This window comes from Micromonospora sp. BL4 (genome assembly GCF_003667505.1).
In the GTDB taxonomy this organism is placed as follows: Bacteria; Actinomycetota; Actinomycetes; order Mycobacteriales; family Micromonosporaceae; genus Micromonospora.
Genome location: NZ_RCVJ01000091.1, coordinates 1 through 21,490, shown reverse-complemented (window position 1 = coordinate 21,490; position 21,490 = coordinate 1). Strand labels below are relative to the sequence as shown.

General features: G+C 71.7%; 20 protein-coding genes and 1 tRNA gene. 13 read left to right on the top strand and 8 right to left on the bottom strand.

The window, feature by feature from the left end:
- Positions 1-201: 201 nt before the first annotated feature.
- Positions 202-708, bottom strand: a complete 507-nt coding sequence (locus EAD89_RS08860; RefSeq protein WP_121657358.1) for a MarR family winged helix-turn-helix transcriptional regulator — start codon at positions 706-708, stop codon at positions 202-204.
- Between the two features lie 98 nt (positions 709-806).
- Here EAD89_RS08860 and EAD89_RS08855 point away from each other — a divergent pair, with 98 nt between their 5' ends.
- Both EAD89_RS08855 and EAD89_RS08850 read left to right on the top strand, forming a co-directional pair.
- Positions 807-1,388, top strand: coding sequence for a YceI family protein (locus EAD89_RS08855; RefSeq protein WP_121657357.1), 582 nt, complete (start codon positions 807-809; stop codon positions 1,386-1,388).
- A gap of 324 nt (positions 1,389-1,712) precedes the next feature.
- Positions 1,713-3,191: a glutamate--cysteine ligase gene (locus EAD89_RS08850; protein WP_121657356.1), complete on the top strand. Its 1,479-nt coding sequence runs from the start codon at positions 1,713-1,715 to the stop codon at positions 3,189-3,191.
- Between the two features lie 8 nt (positions 3,192-3,199).
- Here EAD89_RS08850 and EAD89_RS08845 read toward each other — a convergent pair whose 3' ends face one another.
- Positions 3,200-4,600 carry a hypothetical protein gene (locus EAD89_RS08845; RefSeq protein ID WP_233578385.1) on the bottom strand — a complete coding sequence of 467 codons (1,401 nt, stop codon included), beginning with the start codon at positions 4,598-4,600 and terminating at the stop codon, positions 3,200-3,202.
- A 122-nt stretch (positions 4,601-4,722) separates the two neighbouring features.
- Between EAD89_RS08845 and EAD89_RS08840 the strand changes: the two genes are divergently transcribed.
- Both EAD89_RS08840 and EAD89_RS08835 read left to right on the top strand, forming a co-directional pair.
- Positions 4,723-5,418 (top strand): PASTA domain-containing protein, encoded by a 696-nt coding sequence (locus EAD89_RS08840; protein WP_121675395.1) that lies wholly within the window; start codon positions 4,723-4,725, stop codon positions 5,416-5,418.
- Between the two features lie 213 nt (positions 5,419-5,631).
- A complete protein-coding gene (locus tag EAD89_RS08835; protein ID WP_121675394.1) occupies positions 5,632-6,516 on the top strand; it encodes a PASTA domain-containing protein in 885 nt (294 codons plus the stop codon).
- A 7-nt stretch (positions 6,517-6,523) separates the two neighbouring features.
- On the opposite strand, the gene EAD89_RS08830 is transcribed toward EAD89_RS08835, so the two are convergent.
- Both EAD89_RS08830 and EAD89_RS08825 read right to left on the bottom strand, forming a co-directional pair.
- The gene (locus EAD89_RS08830; protein ID WP_199723536.1) at positions 6,524-6,973 is read right to left on the bottom strand and encodes a hypothetical protein; all 450 of its coding nucleotides are present in this window, start codon (positions 6,971-6,973) and stop codon (positions 6,524-6,526) included.
- Positions 6,974-7,071: 98 nt separating this feature from the next.
- Positions 7,072-7,356: a hypothetical protein gene (locus EAD89_RS08825; protein ID WP_121656331.1), complete on the bottom strand. Its 285-nt coding sequence runs from the start codon at positions 7,354-7,356 to the stop codon at positions 7,072-7,074.
- 620 nt (positions 7,357-7,976) lie between these two features.
- Here EAD89_RS08825 and EAD89_RS08820 point away from each other — a divergent pair.
- The 3 genes from EAD89_RS08820 (at position 7,977) to EAD89_RS08810 (ending at position 9,665) form a co-directional block, all read left to right on the top strand.
- On the top strand, positions 7,977-8,858 hold the full coding sequence (locus EAD89_RS08820; protein WP_030487606.1) for a helix-turn-helix transcriptional regulator: 882 nt from the start codon (positions 7,977-7,979) through the stop codon (positions 8,856-8,858).
- Entirely contained in the window at positions 8,828-9,049 is a 222-nt protein-coding gene (locus EAD89_RS08815) for a DUF397 domain-containing protein (RefSeq protein WP_121656330.1), read from the top strand. The genes EAD89_RS08820 and EAD89_RS08815 overlap by 31 nt, the downstream gene beginning before the upstream one ends.
- 214 nt (positions 9,050-9,263) lie before the next feature.
- Entirely contained in the window at positions 9,264-9,665 is a 402-nt protein-coding gene (locus EAD89_RS08810; protein ID WP_121656329.1) for a hypothetical protein, read from the top strand.
- On the opposite strand, the gene EAD89_RS08805 is transcribed toward EAD89_RS08810, so the two are convergent.
- Positions 9,633-10,232 (bottom strand): hypothetical protein, encoded by a 600-nt coding sequence (locus EAD89_RS08805; protein WP_121656328.1) that lies wholly within the window; start codon positions 10,230-10,232, stop codon positions 9,633-9,635. The two genes, EAD89_RS08810 and EAD89_RS08805, sit on opposite strands and share 33 nt — an antisense overlap.
- 215 nt (positions 10,233-10,447) lie before the next feature.
- On the opposite strand from EAD89_RS08805, the gene EAD89_RS08800 reads away from it, so the two are divergent.
- Complete coding sequence (locus tag EAD89_RS08800) at positions 10,448-12,319, top strand: S8 family serine peptidase (RefSeq protein ID WP_121675393.1); 1,872 nt, start codon at positions 10,448-10,450, stop codon at positions 12,317-12,319.
- Between the two features lie 67 nt (positions 12,320-12,386).
- Here the strand turns inward: EAD89_RS08800 and EAD89_RS08795 are convergent, their stop codons facing one another.
- From EAD89_RS08795 to EAD89_RS08785, 3 genes are all read right to left on the bottom strand, one after another.
- Complete coding sequence (locus EAD89_RS08795; RefSeq protein WP_121675392.1) at positions 12,387-13,193, bottom strand: WecB/TagA/CpsF family glycosyltransferase; 807 nt, start codon at positions 13,191-13,193, stop codon at positions 12,387-12,389.
- On the bottom strand, positions 13,190-14,305 hold the full coding sequence (locus tag EAD89_RS08790; RefSeq protein WP_199733450.1) for an NAD-dependent epimerase/dehydratase family protein: 1,116 nt from the start codon (positions 14,303-14,305) through the stop codon (positions 13,190-13,192). Before EAD89_RS08790 ends, EAD89_RS08795 begins: the two co-directional genes overlap by 4 nt.
- A gap of 64 nt (positions 14,306-14,369) precedes the next feature.
- Positions 14,370-14,455 (bottom strand) — tRNA-Leu (locus EAD89_RS08785).
- Between the two features lie 207 nt (positions 14,456-14,662).
- Between EAD89_RS08785 and EAD89_RS08780 the strand changes: the two genes are divergently transcribed.
- Genes EAD89_RS08780 through EAD89_RS08760 form a run of 5 tightly spaced genes read left to right on the top strand, consistent with a single transcriptional unit; the run spans position 14,663 to position 20,435 of the window.
- A complete protein-coding gene (locus EAD89_RS08780; protein WP_007454122.1) occupies positions 14,663-15,451 on the top strand; it encodes a DUF3662 and FHA domain-containing protein in 789 nt (262 codons plus the stop codon).
- Between the two features lie 6 nt (positions 15,452-15,457).
- On the top strand, positions 15,458-15,943 hold the full coding sequence (locus EAD89_RS08775) for an FHA domain-containing protein (RefSeq protein ID WP_074315675.1): 486 nt from the start codon (positions 15,458-15,460) through the stop codon (positions 15,941-15,943).
- On the top strand, positions 15,940-17,412 hold the full coding sequence (locus EAD89_RS08770; protein WP_121675391.1) for a PP2C family serine/threonine-protein phosphatase: 1,473 nt from the start codon (positions 15,940-15,942) through the stop codon (positions 17,410-17,412). Before EAD89_RS08775 ends, EAD89_RS08770 begins: the two co-directional genes overlap by 4 nt.
- A gap of 30 nt (positions 17,413-17,442) precedes the next feature.
- The gene (locus EAD89_RS08765) at positions 17,443-18,933 is read left to right on the top strand and encodes an FtsW/RodA/SpoVE family cell cycle protein (protein WP_121656324.1); all 1,491 of its coding nucleotides are present in this window, start codon (positions 17,443-17,445) and stop codon (positions 18,931-18,933) included.
- Complete coding sequence (locus EAD89_RS08760) at positions 18,930-20,435, top strand: penicillin-binding protein 2 (protein ID WP_121656323.1); 1,506 nt, start codon at positions 18,930-18,932, stop codon at positions 20,433-20,435. Before EAD89_RS08765 ends, EAD89_RS08760 begins: the two co-directional genes overlap by 4 nt.
- Positions 20,436-21,490: the final 1,055 nt, after the last annotated feature.

Sequence of the window (21,490 nt, the reverse complement as noted above, 5' to 3'; positions counted from 1 at the left end):
GGGCGGCGTTCCGGGCGGGAGTGGCGCGGACGAAAAGCCCCCTTGGTACTACCCCTCGCTGTCCGCCCGCGCCGTCACCCCCCGGTGAATCCCCGGTGCAGGAAGCCTGCCACCGCTATCGGGGCGGAAAGTCTATTCCGAGCGATAGGTCCGGTTGCCAAGGTCAGTTCTGCCGGTCTTTCTGCCGGTGGTGCGACACGCTCAGGCCGGACCGTTCGCCTCCGCCTCCTGCTCGGGCGCATCGGTGCTGCCGGCGGTGGCGCACGGATGGACGGCGTCGCGCACCCGGCGCAGGCCGTCGAGCAGCGCGGCCAGGGCCTCGGGGTCGAGTTGGCCGGTGAACCACTGCTCGATGATCCGGAGATGCCCGGGCAGCGTGTCGTCCAGCCGCTGCATGCCGGCAGCGGTGACAACGGCGAACGAACTGCGGCGGTCGGACGGGCAGGCCCGGCGGGTGAGCAGCCCGTCGCGTTCCATCCGGTCCACCACACGGGTCACCCCGCTGGTGGACAGGGAGGTCTGCGCGGCGAGATCCGTCATCCTCAGTTGGTTGCCGGGCGAGCGGGCGAGTCGGGTGAGCACCTCGAACTCGACCACGGAGAGGCCCTGCTCGTCGAGTTGGGCGGCGAACCGGGCCGACAGCCCGGCGTGCACCTCGTAGAGCAGGCCGACGGCGGTGATCCGAGGATCGTCGAACACGTTGGTCACTCGTTCATCCTAGCAGTACTTGACACAGGGAATATTGCTATGGCTATAGTTGCTCAAGCAGTCGTTGGGCTACTAAACATTCTCTGGAGGACAGCAGCATGACCAGCAGCATCGATGCGGTTACCCGCGACTGGGACGGCCTCACCATCCCGACGGCCGGCACCTACGCGCTGGACGCAGCGCACAAGCGGGTCGGTTTCGTCGCCCGACACATGATGGTGAGCAAGGTCCGCGGCGAGTTCAGCGAGGCGGCCGCCACCATCACCATCGCCGAGGACCCGCTGCAGTCGTCGGTCGTCGCCACCATTCAGGCCGCCAGCATCGACACCACCCAGGGTGACCGGGACGCGCACCTGCGCAGCCCCGAGTTCCTGGAGGTCGAGAAGTACCCGACGCTGGAGTTCCGCAGCACCGGGGTCACGTCCCGTCACGGCAACGAGTTCGTGCTCGCCGGTGACCTCACCATCAAGGACGTCACCCGTCCGGTCGAGCTCAAGGTGGAGTTCGAGGGCGTCGGCCGCAGCCCGTTCGGCCAGGACATCTTCGGCTTCGCCGCGAGCACCGAGATCGACCGCGAGGAGTTCGGCCTGACCTGGAACGTCGCGCTGGAGACCGGCGGCGTACTGGTCGGCCGCAAGATCAAGATCGAGATCGAGGGCGAGGCCGTCCGCCAGGCCTGATCCTCCGGATCACCGGTACGCCGGGCCTGATCCTCCGGATCACCGGTACGCCGGGCCCGCGCCGCACGTCGGCGCGGGCCCGGCGTCGTCTTCGCCAGCCGTCGCCACCTGGGTGTGAATTGTCACGGGTTGTTCCCACCCCAGGCGGATCCGGCACGCTCCCGACGGGGTACAGATGGCGCCACGAGCGCGTCCACGCCGGCGGCTTCGCATCATCGGCGCCGGCCCCTGGCTCCGGTCAGGTGGGCGCTCTTAACGTGGATGGTTCACAATGCGCTTTCCGGGACGGCAGGATCCCGATCGCGCCGGCTGCCGGGAGGACACATGGGCAGGGACGTCTCGCAGGGCGCCTTCACCCGGGAGGACCGCGTCCGCTACCGGCAGAAGGTCCGGCGGTGCCTGGACGTCTTCGCCCTGATGCTGGACGACTTCGGCTTCGACGCCGACCGGCCGATGACCGGCCTGGAGATCGAGCTCAACCTGGTCGACTCGGCGGCCGAGCCCGCGATGCGCAACGAGGAGATCCTCGCCGACATCGCCGACCCGCTCTTCCAGACCGAGCTGGGGCAGTTCAACCTGGAACTCAACGCCGAGCCCCGGCTGATCGAGGGCACCGGCTTCGCCGACTACGAGCATGACCTGCGCAGCAGCCTCTCCCGTGCCGACGAGCGTGCCGCCAAGTCCGACGCGAAGATCGTCCTGGTCGGCATCCTGCCCACCCTCACCGAGGGCCACCTCGTCGAGGACAATCTCTCCACCAACGAGCGCTACCGGGTGCTCAACGACCAGATCGTCGGCGCCCGGGGCGAGGACATCGAGCTCGACATCCGCGGCGTCGAGCAGCTGCGGACGCACACCGACTCGATCGCCCCCGAGGCCGCCTGCACCAGTCTCCAGTTCCACCTCCAGGTCGCCCCGGACAGCTTCGCCGACTACTGGAACGCGTCCCAGGCCATCGCCGGGGTGCAGGTGGCGATCGGGGCGAACTCTCCCTTCCTCTACGGCCGTCAGCTCTGGGCCGAAACCCGGATCGCCCTGTTCGAGCAGGCCACCGACACCCGCCCGGACGAACTCAAGGCCCAGGGCGTACGCCCCCGGGTGTGGTTCGGCGAGCGCTGGATCACCTCGATCTTCGACCTGTTCGAGGAGAACGTCCGGTACTTCCCCCCGCTGCTGCCGATCTGCGAGGACGAGGACCCGGTGGAGGTGCTGCACTCGGGCGGTGTGCCCCAGCTCGGTGAGCTGCGGCTGCACAACGGCACGGTCTACCGGTGGAACCGTCCGGTCTACGACATCATGAACGGCCGTCCGCACCTGCGCGTGGAGAACCGGGTGCTGCCGGCCGGTCCGACCGTGGTGGACATGCTGGCCAACGCGGCCTTCTACTTCGGGCTGGCCCGCGGCCTGGCCGAGGCGGACCGCCCGATCTGGAGCCAGCTCACCTTCAGCTCCGCCGAGGAGAACTTCCACGCCGCCGCCCGGCGCGGCCTGGACGCCGTGCTGCACTGGCCGCGGGTCGGCGATGTGCCGGTCACGAAGCTGGTGCTGGATCAGTTGTTGCCCACCGCCGCGGCCGGCCTGGACGGGTTCGGTGTCGCCCCGGCCCAGCGCGACCGGTTGCTCGGCATCATCGAGCAGCGCTGCCGGACCGGCCGCAACGGTGCCGTCTGGCAGACCGAGGCGGTCTGGGCGGCCGAGCGGCACCGGGGCATGGACCGGGCCGCCGCGCTGCACCACATGGTCCAGCGCTACGCGGAACTCCAGCGCGGCAACGAGCCGGTCCACACCTGGCCGGTCGACTGAGGCCGGTCTCAGTCCGCGCCGGGTCGCCCGTTCCGTCGGGGTGACCGGCTCCGCCGGCCGCCCGACGCCGCGTCCTCCACCGGCTCGCCGTCCACCGGAGCGGTCGGCTCGGAGCTGTCCGGGTCCGTGCGGGGCGCCGGCACCCGCGGTACGCGGGCAGCATCCCGCTTCCGCGGAACGGTCCCGGCCGCCGGCGGCGCGACACCGGCTACGTCCGTACCGCGTCCCGTGCCGGCCCCGGTCGTGGGACGTACCGGATCGGCATCGGGCTCGCCGGCCCGGGTCGAGTCAGCTTCGGCGACCCGCCGCGCGTCCGCTCCGACCGGGTCGGTCGCGTCCGGGTCGACCCGCCGACTCCGGTTGGCCCGCTCGGCGAGGACAGCGACCAGCACCGAGCCGCCGACGCCGACGATCACCGCGTACGGGGCGATGACCTGGGTGGACAGCTGCGCAGAGCCCAGCGCCGACCAGCGCGGCAGGGTGGTCAGGTAGGCGAGCGCGACGAGCAGCGGCCCGGCCGCGCCGGAGGCCGCCGCGCCGACCCGATGCCCGGCCGAGCGGGCGGCTCGCCGGGCGGCCAGCGCGCCGATCAGCAGCGCGGGAACGAGCGCCAGCAGCGCACCGGGCCAGTAGAGCTGGTCCCCGATCCAGTACCGCGGGTGGTCCGGGTCGAGCTGCCAGGTGCCGAGCTGGGCGCCGGTCAGCCCGCGCCCGACGCGTACCCCGTCGATCACCGAGACCACCGCGAGCAGCCAGAGCCAGGCGGCCGTCGCGGTCACGTTCACCGCGGCGGCGCGGGAGCGCAGCGCCCAGAGCGCGACGAGCACCCCGATCAGGATGCCCAGCCCGGCGTGCACGGCCGCCACCCGTTGCGGCGCACCGGTGTCGGCGCCCACCGCGACCCGCGCGGGTACGGCGACCAGGAGCACGGTGACCAGCCCGCCGATCGCGGCGCCGAGTGCCAGGGACACCCGTCGCAGCAGGCCTCCGTGCTCGCTGGGCGGAACCTCGGCCACCTGGGCCGACGCCGGGCTCGTGCCCTCGACCGCAGCCGGACGCGTGGGCCCGGACGTCACCGACTCCGACCGCGCTGCCGGCTCGGGCTCGCCCGTCGGGGACGGCGCGGCGGGAGGCGTCGGGTCCGGGTCGACCACCGTCGGCTCGGCCGCAGGCGGCACGGCCCTCTGGTGCAGGCGCTGCGCGCAGACCGCACCCAGCACAGTGGAGCTGGCGGCGAGCCAGGTGGCCCAGGCGAGGCCGTCCGCCCAGGCCGTGTCGGTGGCGCCCGCATCGGTGGGCGTCCAGGTGATGACGCCGAGCCCGTAGCCGAAGCCAAGCTGCGCGGCGCCAGCGCCGGCAGCGACCCCGATCGCCGTCACGATCGATACTCCCCAGCCCCGTCTGGCCATGCCGGGCAGCGTAACGTCCCGTCGTCGACCCGGCGAGTGGCAACTACCCGCCGGGGTGGACCGCGGACGCAACGGGTTGGGCGACGACCGGTACGGTCGCCGGTGATGAGGCGGTGGGCGCAATGATGGACGCGAACACGGGTCGGCAGGATGCCGTCGCCGGCCGGGACGGCGGCGGCGCGGGCCGGGCCAGCGTGCTGCTGGGCGGCGGGCTGGTCGCCGTGCTCCTCGCCGCGGTCGGTGCGACCGGCGGCTGGCTGCTGGCCGGCGAGGACGACACACCTCCGGCGGATCCGTTGGCGGTGGCCACGACGAGCGCGCCGACCGGACGGGCCACCGCACCCCGGCCCAGCACCGGCCGGACCACGCCCTCCGCCCCCCGAACCTCCTCCACCCCGACGAAGGGGACCGGGCTGACCGTGCCACCGGTGGTCGGCTCCGACTTCGTCGAGGCCCGGGACGCCCTGCGCAAGCAGCGGCTGGGCTGGCGGCTGGTCTTCGGCAGCGGCACCGGCCGTACGGTCGAGAGCACCTCGCCCGCCGTGGGCACCGAGGTGGCCCGGGGCACCACGGTGCAGCTGCGGGTCGCCGGCCCACCGCCCGAGGCCGAGGTGCCCGACGTGGTCGGCGACGACTGCGCGAAAGCCGCCGACGAGCTGGTCGACGAGGGGCTCTACCCGCGCTACCGCAGCGGCCGCAGCGGAGAGGTCGGCCGGCAGGAACCGGCCGAGGACGGTCCGGCCCGCTGGAACGACGAGGTCAGCATCTGGTGCGGGGAGACGCCGCCGAGCCTGCCGGGCACGAACCCTCCCCTCTGATCTTCGGCCCGCGAACCCGTCTCCACCGCGACCCGACGCGCACGCGCGAGCCCGCCCCGAGATCCGTTCGCCGTGGGCGGGTGCCGGGCCGGCCCCTCGATGCCCGATCAGGGCCGGGCGGTTCGAGCCGCTGATCCCCGCCGATGACGGTGCGGGCGGTTAGGTTGGCGGTCCAGGGCCATGGCACCCGCCCGGTTCGGGAAAGGACGTGCGATGAGCGACGACCGCCAGGAGCCGCCCGCCGGGGAGCACGACGACCGGACGCGTCCGCTACCCCCCACCGCCGGCCGTCCGGAGCCGTCGCCGCCGACCGGACCCGCCACACCGGCCGCCGCGTCGCCGGACGAGACCATGCCGATCGACCGCGCCGCGTCGCCGGATGAGACCGCGCCGATGGACCGCGCCGCGTCCGGTCCCGCCGCGTCGCCGGACGAGACCATGCCGATCGACCGCTCCGCGCAGACCCAGCCGGGCGCGCCGGTCGACCGGACCGCGCGGATGCCCGCCGAGCGGGCGACCCCGGCGCCGTGGTCCGGGCGGGCGGAGGTACGAGCGGCCCGACCGGCCGAGCCCTCCGGAGAGTGGTACGCCGAGGAGCAGGGTGGCCGACGCTGGTGGCTGCCGATCCTCTGGGGCGTGCTCGCTCTCCTGCTCGCCGGGCTGCTCGGCGCTGCCCTCTGGGTGGCGCTCGCCGCGCAGAACGACGACCGGGACGACGACCCGGGGCCCACCCCGTCGCTGCCGCCACCCAGTGCCACCAGCGCCGCGCCGACCAGCGCGGCCCCGACTTCGGCGGCGCCGACCAGCGAGACGCCGAGCAGCCCGGCGGCCACCAGCGCCCCGGCCGAGGTGCCGGTGCCGCCGCTCACCGGTCTGCCGCAGGCCACCGCGGAAGGGCTGCTGGACCGGCTCGGCCTGTCCTACCGGGTGGTGTACCGCCCGTCCGAGCTGCCGCCGGGGACGGTGGTGGGCACCGAACCGGATGCCGGCACCTCGGTGCCCACCGACGAGGAGGTGCTGCTGATCGTGTCCGAGGCGCAGCCCTCGACCGGGGCCAGCACGGCCGGGCCGAGCCCGACGGTGACGCCTACGCAGTGACCGGTGCTCACCACATCCGGCGGCGGGTGCCGACCAGGCCGAGGCCGGCCAGCGCGATGGTGAGGCCGAAGATCCCGGACCAGAACAGCGAGCGGCGGACGTCCGTCGCGGTGTGCCGGTCCGGACCGGCTTCGGTGATCTCCTGCCGCCCGTCGGACTGACCGCCGCCACCGGCGCCGGCAACCGCGGCAGGGCCGGTCGGGTCGATCGCACCGGCACGGCCGTCCGGGGCGTCGGTCTCGAACCAACCGGGTTGGTCGTACGTCGGCGGGTCGGCGTCGACCACGGTGATTTCCGGCGCCGGCACCGGAGTGGTCAGCCGGGTGGACGACAGCGCCGGGTCGCGGGCCAGGACCACGAGGGTGGTCACGGCCCCGAGCAGGGCGAGAAGTCCGAAAGCGTAGGCGATACGGGAGCGGTGGTGCCGCCGCACGGCGGGCTGATTGACCATGACCATCCCAGGCTCAGGGCCCTGGACGCGCGGGTGGAACGGTGCCGGGGTGGGCGTACCAATTCTATGGCGATGGCACGCCCACCGGCGGCGGATCGCGTTGGTCAGCCCACCCGGACCGGGGTACGGACGACGGGTCGCCGGCTCCGTACGGTGTGCGGGCGGGGCTCCGGAGCGGCCTGCATCTGTTGCAGGCCGTCCCGCTGAACGAAGATCGACCGGCGGTTGACCGCGTCGCCGGCGGCGTTCAACTCGTAGCCGTCGAGCCAGAGCCAACCGTCGTAGGTGGGCCAGTCGAGCAACCGGATCACCCGGAACTTGATGGGCCTGAGGAACTGGACACTCGCCGCGCGAGTCACGTGCAGTACGTCACCGGAGCGGGGAAGCACATGGGCTCCTGGGAGGTCGGCCGGCGTCGTGCCGGCGGTGACTGGTCTGGGGAACGTCTCGGCCCGGTGACGGGGTCGCGCCTCGTGGACCGGTGGTGCGGGTGGTGGTGGTCGGGCCGTACTCCGCTGGTGGCGTGCCGCCACCCGACCATCACCCGGCTGCTTCCGGGAACCGCGCCCGCCGCCGCAGCCGGCTGGCTTGCAGCGGCGGGGTCCTCACCCCGGAGCAGCTCTCGGTGTCGCCGGCCGGGCCCGCGTCGTGCCCGTTTCCCCGGGTCGGTGGGATCACCACACCGGGGGACCGGACGGAGACGCTGAGTGATCCGTGCCATACGGACAGACTGCATCAGGGACGTGCTTCATGCAAGTTGCACGTCGACTTTTGCCGATACGTGAGTCCCTTCCGCAAAGCGGCGCTTGAAGCCATCCGTGTCCGGACGGCACACTGAGAGCCGGTTTCGCCCGTCGCGGCCGGCCGAGAACCGGCACCACCCCTCGCCGCGAACGCTCGCCGGTCGACGGTCGCGCCCCCGGCGGGCGACAGCCAGTGGCGCGTCGACCGGAGGTAGCCCGAGTGGGGTCGAGCAGCCAGCGGCGGAAAGCAGTGACCGGGGAGCGCCATGAGTGAGCGGCGCAGCCCCACCATCCGGCGGCGACGGCTCGGTGCCGAGCTACGCCGCCAGCGGGAGTCCGCCGGGATCACCATCGAAGTCGTCGCCGAGCAGTTGGAGTGCTCGGCGTCGAAGGTCTCCCGGATCGAGACCGGGCACACCACGGCCACCCCGCGCGACGTCCGCGACATGCTGCGGATCTACGGCGTGGTGGGCGCCGAGAGCGACGAGCTCGTCCAGATCGCCCGCGAGGCCCGGCAGAAGGGCTGGTGGCACCCGTACAGCACCGTGCTGGTCGGCGCGTACGTCGGGCTGGAGGCTGCGGCGAGCTCGATCCGGGCGTACGAGCAGCAGGTGGTGCCCGGTCTGCTGGAGACCGAGGAGTACGCCGGCGCGATGATCCGCGCGGCCCGGCCGGACTTCACCGCCGATCAGGTCCACCAACGGGTGCGTGTCCGACTGGGCCGTCAGTCGTTGTTGACCCAGGACGATCCGGTCGATCTGTGGGTGGTGCTCGATGAGGCGGTGGTAAGCAGGCCGGTGGGTGGGGACGAGGTGATGCGTGGCCAGCTCAAGCGGTTGGTCGAAGTGGCCGAGTTGCCGAACGTGACGTTGCAGATCCTGCCTTTCGAGGTGGGTGCGCACGCCGGCATGGACGGCACCTTCACGATCCTCAGCTTCCCCGAGCCCGGTGATCCGGATGTCGTGTACGCGGAGAACGCCACGGGTGGGCTTTTCCTTGAGAAGAGCGACGAACTACAGAAGTACAGCTTCATCTTCGATCACATCCGCGCCGCGGCCATTCGTCCGGAGGAGTCCGTCGCACACATCGCAAAACTGGCAGAGGAGCCGTTGTGGAAATGGCGACCAAGGGGTTCCCCGTGGACCTGACGCAGGCAACGTGGTTCAAGAGCTCGAAGAGCGGGCCGAACTGTGACAACTGCGTGGAGGTGGCGTACGTGACCGGGGCGGTCGGAGTGCGGGACTCGAAGGACAAGGCCGGGCCGGCCCTGGTCTTCGCCCCGGGTGACTGGCATGCCTTCGTCGCCGGCACCAGAGGTGGTGTGTTCGGCTCGGCCTGACCGAGCGGTCACGTGAGGTCCCCGTCCGGTCTCGACCGGGCGGGGGCTTTCGCGTGCCCGGGTTGCCGGGCTCCCGCTCGCCGCGAGGTGCCGTCGGCGAGGTTCCGCCGGGATTCCCGTCGCCACAGCGGGTCCGTCTCGTTGAACCCGTCGGTACGGCGCTGGTCCCTGACCCGCCGCACCGGTCCGCAACCCAGCGAGGCAGGCGAGACGGATGACGACGATCGGGTCTGACAATCTCACCAACGGTCCGGGCAAGCCGGAGCGGTTCGGTGGCAAGTACCGCGGGGCGCGTCGGGACACCGTACTGACCGAGGTGGTCTCGACCGACCAGGAGATGAGCGGGCGGGAGGCGCCGGCGGCCGAAGCGAGCGAAGCGCCGCTCTCCCTGCCCTCGCTGGATCCGAACCCGCTGGTCGAGCCGTCCTTTCCGCCGAGCGGCTGGCCGATGGAGGCCACCGGGTCACTGGCTGACCACCCGTTGCTGCGCGGCCTGCTGATGGAGCTGCCGCCGAAGGGCAGCGTGCCGCCGCCGGGCTGGCTGGACCGCTGGTTCGAGGCGACCCGGGCGATCCTGGAGCTGCTATACGTGCAGGGGCCCGGGCGCTCGCGTTGACCGCGGTGGGTCCGGCCGGGCCCGCTCGGCGAGCCTGCTGTGCCGCAGCGCGTGCCGGACGCCGATGGTCAGGATCCCGAGAGCGCCGACGGTGATCACCGGACCGGTGACACCCGGTGCGGCGAGCAGGTCGGTGCCGCCCGCCGCGACCACCGCGGGTACCGTCAGCACGCCGGTGACCTGCAACGGCAACCCGATCAGCGGGTGCGCAGCGGCAGCCCGGAGGCCGTGCGGCGCGGGCGTCTCGGGCGCCGCGGCGAACGCTCCCGCGCCGGCCCGCAGCCGACGCACCCGGCGTACGGTGCAGACCGCCACCACGAGTGCGGGGAGCCCGGCGAGATTGAGGGCGGTGGCCGCCTGATCGGCCGGCGTGTTTCCGGCACTGAACAACCCGGCCGCCAGCACGGTCACCGTGAGCGTCAGGGCCACCAGCGTCAGGATGAGCAGGTGTCCGGCGCGTCGGCGTAGCGCGCGGGCGCGGTCCAGCCGGGGCAGGCCGTCCGCGACCACGCCGGCGGCCAGCCACAGCACGGCGATCGGCAGCAGGGTGGCGAGGGGGCTATCCATGCTGGTCAGCCTCCACGATCGTGGCTGTCCGCGAATCCGGGCGCAGCCCTCGTTCGTCCCGGAACGCCGTCCCGTAGGGGGCATCCTCTCTGCGTTATGAACGATGCGACATGTTTATCTTCATCACTGCGCTGTCCTACCCTCGGGAAAGATCGGCCGTCATGGATCTGAGCGGGACCCGCGTCGGGCGGCTGCCGGTCGGAGGGAGGTAAGAGATGCGTCTTGCCCACAGGTCCGTACTCGTCGGGGTGGCCGCACTGACCCTGTTGGCCGCCGCCACGCCCGCCCTGGCCGCCGAACCCACCGGAGCCATCCGGGCGGCGGGTGGGGACACGGCCGTCGCGGACAGCTACATCGTCGTCTTCAAGGACACCGCCGTCAGCCGGAGCACGGTCGGCGACAACGCGGACCGGCTGGTCGGCCGGCACGGTGGCACGGTGGCACGCACCTACGGCGCGGCGCTGCGCGGCTTCGAGATCCGGGTCGGCGCGAAGGCCGCCGCACGGATCGCAGCCGACCCGGCGGTGGCGTACGTCGAGCAGAACCACACCGTCTCGATCGCCGGCACCCAGACCAACCCGCCGTCCTGGGGTCTGGACCGGATCGACCAGCGGAACCTGCCCCTGAACAGCTCGTACACCTACCCGAACACGGCGTCGAACGTCCGCGCCTACATCATCGACACCGGCGTGCTGTACGGGCACAACGACTTCGGCGGGCGGGCCGTCTCCGGCTTCGACGCGGTGGACGGCGGCTCCGCCGACGACTGCAACGGCCACGGCACGCACGTGGCGGGCACCGTTGGCGGCTCGGCGTACGGAGTGGCGAAGGGCGTCCAGATCGTCGGCGTCCGAGTGCTCAACTGCCAGGGCAGCGGCACCAACGCCCAGGTGGTGGCCGGCATCGACTGGGTGACCGCGAACGCGGTCAAGCCGGCGGTGGCGAACATGAGCCTCGGTGGTGGCGCCAACAGCTCGATCGACACGGCCGTCACCAACTCGATCAACTCCGGCGTCACGTACGCGGTCGCCGCCGGCAACGGCAACGCCCTCGGTGTCCGGCAGAACGCCTGCAACTACTCCCCCGCGCGGGTCGCCTCCGCGATCACCGTCGGTGCGACGCAGAACAACGACGCCGCGGCGAGCTTCTCCAACTTCGGCACCTGCGTCGACATCCTGGCCCCGGGTGTCAACATCACCTCGGCCTGGTACACCGGCAGCAGCGCCACGAACACCATCAGCGGCACCTCGATGGCATCGCCGCACGTCGCCGGCGCCGCGGCGCTGGTGCTCTCGGCGAACCCGTCGTGGAGCCCGCAGCAGGTCCGGGACAACCTGGTCAACAACTCGACCCCGAACGTGGTGACCAACGTCGGCACCGGCACCCCGAACCGGCTGCTCTACGTCGTGAACGGCACCCCGCCGGCCAACGACTTCTCCGTGTCGGTGTCGCCGACCTCCGGCTCCACCGCCCCCGGCGGCTCGGTGACGGCCACCGTCGGCACGGCCACCACCGCCGGTTCCGCCCAGTCGGTCAGCCTCTCCGCCAGCGGCCTGCCGGCCGGCGCGACCGCCTCGTTCAGCCCGTCGACGGTGACCTCGGGCGGCTCGTCCACCCTCACCATCGCCACCTCGGCGAGCACCCCCGCCGGCAGCTACCCGATCACGATCACCGGTAGCGGCGCGGCGGGCACCCGCACGGCCACCTACACGTTGACCGTGACCGGTTCGGGTGGCGGCGGCTGCTCCGGCAGCAACGGCACCGACGTCGCGATCCCGGACACCGGCGCCACGGTGTCCAGCTCGATCACGATCGCCGGCTGCGGTCGCAACGCCTCGTCGGCCTCGACCATCGCGGTGAACATCGTGCACACCTACCGCGGTGACCTGGTGATCGACCTGGTCGCCCCGGACGGCTCGGCGTACCGGTTGAAGAACAGCAGCTACTTCGACAGCGCCGACAACGTGAACACGACCTACACCGCCAACGTCTCCAGTGAGGCGGCGAACGGCACCTGGCGGCTCCAGGTGCGGGACGTCTACTCCGGGGACACCGGCTACATCAACACCTGGACCCTGACCCTCTGACCCGGTTCCCACAGCCGAGGCCCCACCCGGAACACCGGGTGGGGCCTCGTGCCGTACGGATCAGGGGTCAGACCGCGAAGGTGGCCGGCCGATCCGTGGCCGGCGCCGGCGGGCGGGCCTTCCACAGGCCGGTCTTCTGCCCGGCGAGCCGGGCCAGGTAGGCCGGGTTGAGGATCACGTAGCGGCGCCAGAGCCGCTTCGGCTCCAGACCGAGCCGCCAGAACCACTCCAGGCCGACGCGTTGCATCCACGGCGGGGGCTGGCGCAACAGCCCGGCGTGGTAGTCGAAGGCCGCGCCGACCGCCATCAGCGGCATGTCGAGCAACGGCCGCATGGCGTACGTGAAGACCTCCTGGCGCGGGCAGCCGAGCCCGACCAGGACCAGCCGGGCGCCGCTGGACCGGATCCGGTCGGCGATCTCGGCGTCCTCGCCCGGCTGGACCGCGCGGAACTTGGACGGCTCCACCCCGGCAATCTTCAGCGCCGGGAACATCCGCTCCAGCGCCGGGATCAGCTTGGCCAGCGTCTCCTCGGTGGAGCCGTACAGGTAGACCGGCAGCCCCTCGTCGGCGAAGCGTGAGAGCACGTGCAGGGTCAGCGTCGGCCCGTAAACCCGGTCGGTGAGCCCGGCGTGGTGCAGCAGGTTGAGCGCCCAGCGCACCGGCTGGCCGTCGGGGGTGACCACGTCGAAGGAGTTGAGTCGGGCATTGTGCGCCGGGTCCAGCACCCCGGTCATCACGCCGTGCACGGCCAGCGCGGTCAGCGCGAGCGGGCGCCGCTCGTGCGCCGCGGACACCACGGCGTCGGTCGCCGCGGCGTAGTCGGTGGCGTCGACCAGGACGCCGAGCACGTTGCGCTTGGTCTGGGCGGTCATGCCTGGGGCACCCACTTGTCCACGTTGGCTTCGTAGATCTCCCGCAGGATCATCGGGACGTCATACGTAATCTTCCACTCCGGATACTGCGCTTCGAAGCGGGCCATGCTGCTCACGTACCACTGGTGGTCGCCGGTGCGGTTCTGCTCGACGTAGTTGATCTGCGCCTCGCGGCCGGTGATCTCCTCGGCGATCCGGAACGCCTCGATGTGCGAGGTGTTGGAGTGCCGGCCGCCGCCGAGGTTGTAGACCTCTCCCGAACGTGGCGCCCGGAAGAACGCCTCGAACGCGGTCAGCACGTCCCGCGAGTGGATCGCGTCGCGGACCATCTTGCCCTTGTAGCCCAACAGGTTGTACGTCCGACCTTCCATCACGCAGCGCATCAGGTAGGCCAGGAACCCGTGCAGCTCGGCCGCCGAGTGCGCCGGGCCGGTCAGCGTGCCGCCCCGGAAGCAGGCGGTCTTCATGTCGAAGTAGCGCCCGTACTCCTGGACCATCACGTCCGCGGCGACCTTGGAGGCGCCGAAGACCGAGTGCAGCGAGCTGTCGATCGACATGTCCTCGGTGATGCCCTGGTACCAGCGGTGGTCCTCGGGCAGCTCGTACCGGGTCTCCAGCTCGATCAGCGGCAGGCTGTTGGGCCGGTCGCCGTAGACCTTGTTGGTGGAGCAGTGGATGAACGGCGCGTCGATGGCGTGCCGTCGGGTGTTCTCCAGGATGTTGAGCGTGCCGCCGGCGTTCACGTCGAAGTCCGTGTACGGCTCCTTGGCCGCCCAGTCGTGACTCGGCTGCGCCGCGCTGTGGATCACCACGGCGATGTCGGAGCCGTACTTCTTGAACACCTGCTCCAGGCCGTCCCGGTCCCGGATGTCCACCGCGAAGTGGGTGTACGCGGTGCCCAGGTCACGGCTGAGCCGTTCCAGGCTCCACGAGGTGGAGCCGTCCTCGCCGAAGAAGTACCGGCGCATGTCGTTGTCGATGCCGACGACGTCCAGACCGAGGCCGGCGAAGTGCCGGACCGCCTCGGAGCCGATCAGACCACCCGACCCGGTCACCAACGCGACACTCACACGCCACTCCTGGTCCATCGGAGGCAGAAACCATCGGAGCATAGCGTGACAACGGGCACGCCCCGAGATGACGGAAGGGCCCCGCATTCTGCGGAGCCCTCGTCGGTGGTGGGGATGGGGGGAGTTGAACCCCCACGCCCTTTCGGGCACACGGACCTGAACCGTGCGCGTCTGCCATTCCGCCACATCCCCGTGGCACGACCCGGAACACTGTAGCCGCCCCGGACCCACTGTCTCCAGCAGGCCCCGGAGATACTACGCTGTCCCCGGCGCTCGCCACGAGCGGTTACCGTTCGTGGCGGACGAAAGATTAGCACGGGAGACCCGGCCCATCCGAACGGGTCGGTAGCAGGCGGCCGAGCGGCGTGTGAGCTGCGCGCGCGCCGGCCGGATACCATCATGTCCTCGGGACCCGAGGAGGAGCCGGTGAGCGTGCTGCAACGCTTCGAGAAGCGTCTGGAAGGCCTGGTAGAAGGGGCCTTCGCCAAGGTCTTCAAAGGGGTGGTCCACCCCGTGGAGATCCTCAACGCCATGCAGCGGGAGGCCGAGGCGCACAAGGCGATCCTGGCCGGTGGGCGCACGTTGGTGCCCAACCGCTACGTGATCGATCTCTCGCCGTTCGACCATAGTCGGCTGGCGCCGTACGCCGCCGCGCTGGCCCAGGAGTTGGCCCAGTCGCAGGCGGAGTTCATCGGCGAGCAGGCCTGGACGGTCTACGGCGACGTGATCGTCGAAATCGAACGGGGGGAGGGCCTGGACACGGGGATGTTCCGGGTCACCGCCGAGGTGTACACCGGCGGCGAGGTCGCCCCGGTGTCGGCGCCCGGCTACGACGCCGGCCCGCCCGCCTACCCCGCGTACGACCAGGGTGGCGGCTACGGCCCGCCGCCCGGGCACGGTGGCGGCCGTAACGTGCGGCTGGTCTCCGGCGACGGGCGCACCTACCCCCTCCAGATGGGGTCGACGGTGATCGGCCGTGGGGACCAGGCCAACCTGCGCCTGCCCGACGTCGGCATCTCCCGGCGACACGCCCGGCTGGATTTCGACGGCGGACAGGTCGTGCTGACCGATCTGGGGTCGACCAACGGCACCATGGTCAACGGCCAGCGGGTCTCCGCCGTCGCTCTCAACCCGGGTGACATGGTCCAGCTCGGCACCACGACGCTGACCTTCCGCGTGGACGGCTGACCCGCCTTGCCGGAACTGGTCATCACCGTCGCCCGGTTCGGGTTCCTGATCCTTCTGTGGATCTTCGTGTTCACGGTGGTCGGTGTGATCCGCCGGGACCTCTTCGCGGGGGCCCGGTCAGGTCGCCTGGTCGCCGCGCCGCGTGCGGTGGGCGCCTCGACGGGGCAGGCGGCCAAACCAGCGAAGGTGAAGCGGGGCAGGGCGGCGCACCAGCTGGTGGTGACCGCCGGTCAGCTGGCCGGCACTCGGATCACTCTCGGTGAAGCGCAGATCACCATCGGTCGGGCCGAGGACTCCACCCTGGTCATCACGGACGACTACGCCTCCGCGCGGCACGCCCGGCTCGTGCCGCGCGACGGGCAGTGGTTCGTCGAGGACCTCGGCTCGACTAACGGCACGTACCTAGATCGCGCTAAGGTCACCGGACCAACCCCCGTCCCCCTCGGCGTGCCGATCCGGATCGGCCGCACTTCCCTCGAATTACGGCCATGACTCTGACCCTGCGCTATGCGGCCCACAGCGACCGCGGTCTGATCCGAGACGGCAATCAAGACTCCGTCTACGCCGGGCCGCGGCTACTCGCCGTTGCCGACGGCATGGGCGGCATGGCCGCCGGTGACGTCGCCAGCAACATCGTCATCGGTGCCATGGCGCCGCTCGACGAGGACGTCCCGGGGGACGCTCTCGTCGACGCGTTGCGTTCGGCCGTGGGCACCGCCAACCAACAACTCCGCGACACGGTGGACGCCAACCCACAGTTGGAGGGGATGGGCACCACGCTGACGGCGACCCTCTTCTCCGGCAGCAAGCTGGGAATGGTCCACATCGGCGACTCGCGGGCCTATCTGCTGCGCAACGGCGAGTTCGCGCAGGTCACCAAGGACGACACCTACGTCCAGATGCTCGTCGACGAGGGTCGGATCAGCGCCGAGGAGGCGAGCAGTCACCCACAGCGGTCGCTGCTCACCCGTGCCCTGGACGGCCGGGACATCGACCCGGAGTACTCGGTGCGCCAGGTGCTGCCCGGTGATCGGTACCTGATCTGCAGCGACGGCCTCTCGGGTGTGGTCAGCGCCGAGACCATCGGTGAGACCCTGCGGGAGTACGCCGACCCGCAGCAGTGCGTCGAGCGGCTGGTGCAGCTCGCGCTGCGCGGCGGTGGTCCGGACAACATCACGGTGATCATCGCGGACGCCACCGATCAGGACATCGTCGAGGCGACCCCGATCGTCGGCGGCGCCGCCGCCCGGGACCGGGGCATGGCGACCTCCGCCGACGACTCCACCCCGGCCGCCCGGGCCTCGGCGCTCTCCGCGCCGCGCCCGGCCGCGCCCGAGGAGCCGGCGGCGGACGACGAGCAGGAGCGGCCGAAGCGTCGCCCGGTGCGGGCCACCGCCATGGCGCTGGCCCTGCTGGTGATCCTCGGCGGCGGGCTCTTCGCCGGCTGGACGTACACGCAGCGGCAGTACTACGTGGGCGCCACCGAGGAGGGCCAGGTCGCCGTCTTCCGTGGCATTCAGGGTCAGGTCGCCGGGATGGACCTCTCCACCGTGCACCGCACCAGCGGCACCCGGCTGGACGACCTCACCGTGGCGGCGCAGGACACCGTCAAGGTGGGCATCCGGGCCAAGAGCGAGCCGGATGCCGAGCGCCAGCTCGCCGAGCTGACCAGCGACACCCCGAGCAACCCCAACCTGAAGCCGCTCTGCCCGTCCGACCCGACCGCCGCGGTGGGAGGCACGCCGACGCCGACCCCGACGCCGATCGGAACGACGCCGGCACCGAACGGCAGCCCCAGCGCCAAGGCGTCGGTGACCCCCAACGGGGTCGTCAGCGCAAGCCCGACCACCGGTGCGACCGCCGCTGTCGGCGCGACCGGCCCGACCACCACACCCGACGCCACGCCCTCCGACTCGACCACGCCAGGGCTCGACCCGGCCGGTTGCCGGTCTCCCGAGTGAGCGTCAGCTGAGATCCCGAGGACTCCACCCGTGACCGTAGCGGCCACACCGGCACCCTCTCCCGCGACCACGGGCGGGCAGTCCGGCGTACGCCTGGCCCGGTCCCGACGCAACGCCGAGCTGTCCCTGCTGCTGCTCGCCATGGTGCTGGTGGCCGCGTACGGGGCGACTGTCGAGGCGAACCTGCTGGACACGGTCACCCCGGACTTCTGGATGCCCGCCGCCGCGCTCGGCGCGGTCTTCCTCGGCCTGCATCTGGTCATCCGGTTCCTCGCCCCGTTCGCCGACCCGGCCCTGCTGCCGGCGGTGGCGCTGCTCAACGGCCTCGGGGTGGGTTTCCTGCGCCGGATCGACCTGGGCGAGGCGCCCGTGGCCGACCGGGAGAGCCTGGCCATCTTCGCGGGGCAGGGCGGGCGCCAGCTGGCCTGGACGCTCCTCTCGGTGATCCTCGCCGCCGGTCTGCTCGCCATCATGCGCGATCACCGTTCGATCTCCCGGTACGCGTACACCCTGGGCCTGGCCGGCATCGTGCTGGTGATGCTCCCGGCGGTGCTGCCGCGCAGCATCTCCGAGAAGAACGGCGCCAGACTGTGGATCGATGTCGGCCTGTTCTCCATCCAGCCGGGTGAGTTCGCCAAGCTGGCGCTGCTGGTGTTCTTCGCCTACTACCTGGTGCGCAAGCGTGAGGTGCTGTCGCTGGCCAGCCGGCGTTTCCTCGGCATCGACTTCCCGCGCGGTCGCGACCTCGGCCCGGTGGTCGTGGTCTGGCTGATCAGCCTCCTGGTGCTGATCTTCGAGAAGGACCTGGGCACCTCGCTGCTCTACTTCGGCATGTTCGTGGTGACGCTGTACATCGCCACCGAACGGGTCAGCTGGCTGCTCATCGGCCTGGTCCTCTTCTTCGGTGGCGCGTACCTCGCCTACGTCCTCGGCTCGACGGTCGGCGGGCCCTTCGCCAACTTCTACGTGCGGGCCGAGATCTGGCTGGATCCGTTCGCCGACCCGACGGACAAGGGCTACCAACTCGTCCAGGGCCTGCTCGCCCTCGGCACGGGCGGGCTCTTCGGCGCGGGGCCGGGCGGCGGCCAGCCGGACATCCTGCCCGAGGTGCAGAACGACTTCATCTTCGCCGGCATCGGTGAGGAGATCGGCCTCTTCGGCCTCTCCGCGCTGCTGGTGGTCTACCTGCTGATCGTGGAGCGGGGCCTGCGCGCCGCGCTCGCGGTGCGCGACTCGTTCGGCAAGCTGCTCGCCGGCGGTCTCGCGTTCACCCTCGGCCTCCAGGTCTTCGTGATCGTCGGCGGCATCAGCAAGCTCATCCCGCTGACCGGCCAGACCACGCCGTTCCTGTCCGCCGGTGGCTCGTCGCTGATGGCCAACTGGCTGCTCATCGCAGTTCTGCTGCGGGTCTCCGACGGTGCCCGGCGGCCGGTCGCCGGCGGTGGTGGCAAGGCGCCCCGGCCTGCCGGCGGTCCGCCCGAGCAGCTGCACGGTGCTCCCACGGAGGTGATCAAGCCGTGAACGCACCCCTGCGCCGGGTCGGCGTCGTCGTCATGGTCCTGTTCGGCCTGCTCTTCGCCAACCTCAACTGGATCCAGGCGTACAAGGCCGACGAGTACCGCACCAGCGACTACAACGGCCGCGTCCAGGTCGCCGACTACGAGCGCAAGCGCGGCAACATCGAGGCCGGCGGCACCGCTGTGGCCACCAGCAAGGAGACCACCGGCAAGCTGAAGTTCCGGCGCACCTACCCGGGTGGGGCCAAGTACGCCCACGTGCTCGGCTACAAGCCGGTCAACCTGGCGGACACGGGCATCGAGCAGGTGGAGAACGACTTCCTGGCCGGCACCAGCGACCAGCTGATCGGCGACCGGTTCAAGGACATGTTCACCGGCGACCAGACCGCCGGCGGCAACGTGCTGCTCACGCTCTCCAAGCGGGCCCAGGACGTGGCGTACGACCAGTTGCGCAACAACCAGGTGGACGCGAAGAGGGGCGCCGCCATCGCCATCGACCCCCGTACCGGGGCGGTACAGGCGCTGGTCTCCATGCCCAGCTTCGATCCGAACCCGCTGGCCAGCCACAACACCACCGAGGCGGCGGCGGCGTACAACAAGCTCGAACAAGACCCGGAACGTCCGCTGAACAACCGCGCGCTCGCCGAGACGTTGCCGCCGGGCTCCACCTTCAAGGTCGTGGTGGCCGCGGCCGCGCTGGAGAACGGAATCACCAAGTCCACCCCGATCCCGGCCGGCTCCAGCTACACCCCGCCCACCTCCGGCGAGCCGATCCGTAACGCCTCCACGTCGATCTGCCCCGAGGCGCAGGTCACCCTGATGGAAGCGGTCACGGAGTCGTGCAACACCGGTTTCGCCAAGCTCGGGGTGCGGCTGGGCGCCGACACCATCAAGGAGAAGGCCCGGCAGTTCGGCTTCGAGCAGGACGACCTCACCGTCGGCCAACTCGGCGAGGACGGGCTGCCCACGGCGGCCAGCCGGACCGGGGACATGCAGAACCCGGACGGCGGCACGGACCCGGCCGCACTGGCCCAGTCCTCGATCGGCCAGAACAACGTCCGGATGACCCCGCTGGAGGGGGCCATGATCGCCGGGGCGGTCGCCAACGGCGGCAGCCAGATGCGGCCGTACCTGGTCCGCCAGCTACTCGCCCCGGACCGGACCACCAGCTACTACACCGCGAAGCCGCGGGAGCTGCGCCAGCCGGTCAACGGTCAGGTCGCCAACGACCTGCGCGAGATGATGGTCAGCGTGGTCCAGAATGGCACCGGCGGCAATGCGGCGATCAGCGGCTACACGGTCGGCGGCAAGACCGGCACCGCGCAGTCCGCCCCGGACCGGCCCGACCACGGCTGGTTCATCGGCTTCGCGCTGGACAAGAACGGCACCCCGGTCTCCGCGGTCTGCGTCGTACTGGAGCAGGCCGGCGGCCGCGGCAGCGCCGAGGCGGCCCGGATCGGCGGTCAGATCATGCGGGCCGCCATCGCCGACCCCGGGGGTCGCTGACATGCTCAGCCCCGGCGTCCAGCTCGGCAACCGCTATCGCCTCGACGAGCGGATCGCCAGCGGCGGCATGGGCGACGTCTGGCGTGGCACCGACCAGGTGCTCGGCCGGACGGTCGCGGTCAAGAGCCTGCTCCCCGCGCTGCTCGACGACCCGGACTTCGCCGAGCGGTTCCGCGGCGAGGCTCGGACCATGGCCACCATCAACCACCCGGGCGTGGTGGACGTCTACGACTTCGGCAACGACCAGCAGATCGCCTTCCTGGTCATGGAGTACGTCGAGGGCGACGCCCTGTCGTCCACGCTGAGCCGGGTCGGCCGGCTCACTCCAGCCCGGACGATGGCACTGGTCGCGCAGGCCGCGGACGCGTTGCACGCCGCGCACGAGAAGGGCATCGTGCACCGCGACGTGAAGCCGGGCAACCTGCTGGTCCGGCCGAACGGCACGCTGGTGCTGACCGACTTCGGTATCGCCCGCTCCGACCTGGTCGGCCAGCTCACCGCCGCCGGCTCGGTGCTCGGCACCGCCTCGTACATCTCGCCCGAGCAGGCGACCGGTGGGGTGGCCACCCCGGCGTCCGACGTGTACGCGCTCGGCGTGGTCGCCTACCAGTGCCTCGCCGGCCGGCGACCGTTCGAGGGCGACAACCCGCTCGACATCGCCATGCGGCACGTCCGGGAGACCCCCCGACCACTGCCGGCGGACATCCCGCCGCAGGTCCGGGCCGTGGTGGAACGGGCGCTGGCCAAGGACCCGGCCGCACGGTGGCCCAGCGCCGCCGCGCTCGCCGGCGTCGCCCGTCAGCTCAAGGCCGCACTCTCCCAGCAGGCCAGGGCCGGTGGTCACCCCGGGCCGGTCTCGGCGGCGCCGGCCTCGCCCGCCGCACCCGGCCGGGCACAGGTGCCGTCCGCGCAGCAGCTTCGCCCGCCGGGCGCGCCGCATCGACCGCCGGTCGCCGGGCAGCGGCCGACCGCCGTCGCGCCGGCCCAGCAGCCCCGCCCGACCGCCGGCTGGCTCTTATACACATCTGACGCTGCCGACGATAAGGCCCGTGTCG